General features: G+C 38.6%; 2 protein-coding genes. Both read left to right on the top strand.

The genetic code is table 11. The features are described from left to right. Positions 1-688 (top strand): type II secretion system F family protein (locus tag Q0X72_RS13820; protein ID WP_297766610.1); only part of this gene is annotated, 688 nt, incomplete at its 5' end. A gap of 58 nt (positions 689-746) precedes the next feature. Further along, on the top strand, positions 747-1,649 hold a 903-nt coding region (locus Q0X72_RS13815), incomplete at its 3' end, for a hypothetical protein (RefSeq protein WP_297766608.1).

Here is a 1,649-nt window from a genome sequence, read left to right as displayed (position 1 = left end):
TCCACAGATTGTAGGGTTTTTAAAATACCTTAGTATTGAGTTGCCTTGGTACTCAATTGCTTTGATTAATACTTCCAATTTTTTTGTAGAACCTCAATTCTATATTTTAGGGTTACCTATATATGGTGCAATTATTGTAATTGTAATTCCTCTGCTTCTTTTATTTAGCTTATTCATGATGCGCAGGCTTTCAGATGATATAGCCTTTCAAATGGATGTGTTGTATCTAAGAGTTCCGATTGCAGGCACGTTGATTCGAAAAATATCAATTGCTCGTTATGCGCAAACTTTCGGCGCTTTATTTGCAAGTGGTATTGATGTAGTTAACGGTCTTAAGGCTGCCAGAAAAACTGTATCGAATCTTGCTCTTCTTGAAGCAATGGAAGGCGTAGAATACTATGTCAAATCAGGTAGCCCGCTTTCAGATGCTTTTAGAGCATCTGGTGAATTTCCTAATATGGTCGTAAGAATGGTTAAAATAGGAGAAGAATCGGGTAATTTGACACCAGTTTTAAATCAAGTATGCGATTTTTATACAAAAGATGTGGATGAAGCTATAGATGCGTTAATTGAAATGATTCAACCGGCATTAACTGTTATACTTGCTCTTGTTATTGTCTGGATTGCTGCCGGCTCACTTGGTCCGATTTATATGAACCTCGGTAACATGATGGAAGCTATCGGCTAAGACGGACATCACGTCATTACTATCTCACAGGTTTTTATCTGCAATGTCACTTTCGTTTTTGGCACCATCTAGAACAGTTTTATTAGTGTCCGATGAGGCACTCTATATATATAGTACGGGTGCAAAAGGTGTTCGTTTAGTTGATACTGTTCCGTGGTCAGCAGAAAATTTTATTGATAATGTAGCGCATATTCTTTCAAAGGACTGTGGCGGTAAGCCTGTACTTGTCCTTAACGATATGGTTGAACAGCATTATCGTAAGGAACGTATTCCAAAAGTCAGTGTAATGGACAAGCAAAATGTCATTAAGCGTAAGCTGATTGTGGCATTTCAGAATTACCCTATACGCGCAGCTTTGCCTTTAAAGGAAAAACAAAAAGGTAAAAAAGATAAAAAGTCTGGTGGTTTATTTATCTTTGCGGCTATTCCGGCAACTGAGATTTTTAACAAAATTATTGCAGCCACGCGTAAATCTTTGGCACCTATTGCAGGATTCTGCCTTTTGCCAATTGAATCTGCCGATATGGTTCAAAAATTATCGGAAAAACTAGCTCCAAAAGGCCAGAAAAAAACTAAGTGGAAGGTTTTTATAGGTCTTCATAAAGGGGGTGGCTTACGCCAAGTCGTAACAAGCAACGGAGACTTAGCCTTAACACGCATGACTCCGGTGACAGAAAATGAAGAGAACATTGGTGAATGGGCAGCTGATGTTTATCAAGAATTTACAGCCACGATGAGTTACCTCTCCCGATTCGGTTTTAGTCCTGAGGATGGGCTGGATGTAATATTTATATCAGAATCAGCAGCAGGAGAAAAACTGGGTGAACTAATTGAAACACCGTGTAATTATCATTCGATTTCCTCACAAGAAGCTGCAGATTTATTGAAAATGCCTTTGGGGTATCAAGAAGATTTAAAATATGCGGATGTATTGCATCTTGGGTGGGCTGGTAGGAAAAAC

Source organism: uncultured Muriicola sp. (assembly GCF_947258935.1).
In the GTDB taxonomy this organism is placed as follows: domain Bacteria; phylum Bacteroidota; class Bacteroidia; order Flavobacteriales; family Flavobacteriaceae; genus Muriicola.
The sequence above is the reverse complement of the archived record's forward strand: the minus strand, read 5'-3'. Positions and strand labels throughout refer to the sequence as shown.